The organism is Sneathiella sp. (assembly GCF_029233945.1).
In the GTDB taxonomy this organism is placed as follows: domain Bacteria; phylum Pseudomonadota; class Alphaproteobacteria; order Sneathiellales; family Sneathiellaceae; genus Sneathiella.
The window spans coordinates 1-2,727 of record NZ_JARGOQ010000092.1 but is presented as its reverse complement, the minus strand read 5'-3'; the positions used below and the strand labels follow the sequence as shown (position 1 = coordinate 2,727).

The window sequence follows — 2,727 nt, the reverse complement described above, 5'->3', positions numbered from 1 at the left end:
AACGAACCCCAACAAGACAAATCGACGTGGGTGATGGTGCATACGCTTTACCTGAGCCCCTTTAAAGGCGATACCGCTCCGCTCGTGCAGTTAATCTATAAGTGTATTAAATTTTCATAAATTTTCGTAAAAATTGACACAATCTAATATATATGGTTGTATTAACATCTGTTCAATAATTGCAAATATTCGTAATTTTTGTTCGACAACATAGGTTGCTTCACTTGTAGAAAATAATTCCAGATGTTTCGGCTGATATTGTTTTTGAAGGGGAGCAAAACGATGCTTAAGACACTGGCGCAGGCCACCATTATTATCGCAACGATAATTTTTCTCTCGTCCTGTAACAGTTCAAAGTCATGGAATTTTCAGGAAGAGCAGAATCAAGCGGAATCGCAATTCGACGCAGGATCTGTGCACATTGCTGTCGTTGGCGTCACGCCATGGTCCCGAATTGCAGGCAAGCTCAATCCTGACTTCAGGATCGACGGCAGCACCGCGCTGGCGCAGGCAATCGGGGTCACCAGCCAGACGGATGTCCGGTTTTTGGAAGCCCTCAATGTTAGTCTGGCGGCAGGCCTTCCGACCTCCTCTAAAACCTCCCAGTCCACGACGGCAACAACTGACGGTGTGAGTCAAACGACAAGCACGGTGACGAAAGATAAAGGGCCTGGCACACAGCCGGAATCCACCAGTAATTCTCTAGCCGGGCAGAATGCCACGGCATTGACTCCGCCCGGAGGAGGGTCGGATGCACTTGGAACCAATGCTTATCTTGCTTATCCCGCAGCTGCGGCGTTGTTCCAGCAGGTTCGTCTTTTTACCGAGTCCATTGAAATGGCAACGAGACGGCATGGTCACGTTCCCTTCGTTGTTCAACTGAAAGTCAGTCTAGTACCCTACCAGCGAAGACTGCCTTATGACGCTTATTCGCAAATTGGTTTTTTTGGTGTCGAAGATGACCAATGTAATAGCGCTTGCACGGTCAAGACAACCGGTTCAACCAATAAGCAGGAGGGAAAGCTTCCTTATGTTATCCCACTTCTCGCTCCGGATAGCTTCGAGTTTTCAGAGGGTAGCCGGACAGCCAATGCAACGAAACAATTGCAATTGGCACTCAGCGCTCTGATTCAAGGATTTAACGCTGGTGTAAATGTTGAATCATTGAACTCCAGTCTCAAGTCTATTCTCGCGCGTGATACCAATAGCCAGCTCACCATTAGCCGAAATACGGATAATGTCATTCAGGCGCGCATTGGGGCGACTTGGCAGGCGACGGTTGAGTACGCCATGACACCGCGCAATCACGATGTATTCCTACTCTTGCTCATTCCTCAAAGTTATATGGACCAAAATGACAACAGGAGAGAAGAATGTCTAGCCGGGGATGAAAGCAAATGTCCAACTGTAAGACTCGTTACTCATACGGAATTCCGTGACCGGAAGACAGGAGATGTGTTGTCAGAGGAGCGTTCTGACTATCCGTCAAAGTACAAGTGGTTCGATAAAATTTGGAAACAATTTGGCAATGATGGAGTGGATACCAATAGCTTTGATACTTTCATCTATGATCTTACGGACATAATAGAAAAAAACGATCTGCAAAAGTTTAAAGAACGGGTCGATAAAGCTGATGGATGCAATAAATACGAAGAAGGTAAATCTCCGAAAGACCCTGAGGAAAAAATGCAGTGCGTAAACTCTGATAAGATCAAGGGCAGGTACCTAGAACTTTGGATAACAATTGCCAAGAACCGGTCACGCTTCCAGATTAACAAGGCGACGTTCCAATTGCCATTTCCTGTGGAACCAGAACTTCCTGAGGGAACCGAACCATTTATGTTGGTGGATAATGGCAAATCGGCGATGACGGCGACAATAGCGGGTGGAAAAGGGCTCGCTAAGGACAAAATAACGGCATGGATAGAGATTAAGGGGAAAAATCAACAGGATAAACCCACAACAAAGGTGGTATTAGCAAACGACGTATCTGTTAGCGGCCCTGAAAATTTGCAGACCCTTAAGTTTATTTTCCCTTCCATATCAGCTGTCGGTGTAAAGAATATAGACTCTGCCAAGTTAAATCTCCGCCGGGTGCGCATAGAAGCAAATTACGAGTATAAGTCGGCATCTCTCTTGGGAGTGTCTGATCATGTGGCATCTGATGGAACGGGCGGCACACCAAAGGCCGTAGAGAAAAAACGGTATGAGGAAGAGGGAAATTATACCAAGATTACTTACCTCAAAGCTTCTGAACCTGTTAAAAAAATCGCAATCTCTGCCACAACGACGGAAATTGCAGTGCTTGATGGGGGGCTCGGGACAGTAAGGATTGCCATCGATCGGTCCAAACTGGAAGCATCCTTGTCCGAAATTGTCGTCAAAGGGGCTACATTGTCGGCAATAAATCTGGTTTCTCCAACTCCAGATAAGAACAAGACAGTTGACAAAATATTGAATGCAACTGATTTGTCTAAGCCAGTCATTTTAGTCGAGAAGGTCACTGTCGACCTTTCCCTCTCCGGGCTTGTCGTTGGTCAGGATGTCACGGTTTCGGTTCAGCCGAAGACGGGAAGTAAAAGTTCGGCAAACGCGGTCAGCTTCAAGACACGCTGTCAGTCAAAGGATTGCAGGGGCTAGAAAACCTTTGGCTGGGGAACCAGGACTCGAACCTGGATTGACGGAGTCAGAGTCCGCTGTCCTACCATTAGACGATTCCCCACCATG

At 46.8% G+C, this 2,727-nt stretch carries 1 protein-coding gene and 1 tRNA gene; one reads left to right on the top strand and one right to left on the bottom strand.

Annotation, left to right across the window (positions count from 1 at the left end; all coding sequences use genetic code 11):
* Positions 1–282: 282 nt before the first annotated feature.
* On the top strand, positions 283–2,640 hold the full coding sequence (locus tag P1U71_RS17430; protein WP_301106947.1) for a hypothetical protein: 2,358 nt from the start codon (positions 283–285) through the stop codon (positions 2,638–2,640).
* Between the two features lie 8 nt (positions 2,641–2,648).
* Here the strand turns inward: P1U71_RS17430 and P1U71_RS17425 are convergent.
* Positions 2,649–2,722: transfer RNA gene (locus P1U71_RS17425), tRNA-Gln, on the bottom strand.
* Positions 2,723–2,727: the final 5 nt, after the last annotated feature.

Excerpts from the sequence above, each read along its gene's own strand:
- P1U71_RS17430 (WP_301106947.1), top strand. The coding sequence starts at position 283 with ATGCTTAAGACACTGGCGCAGGCCACCATTATTATCGCAACGATAATT.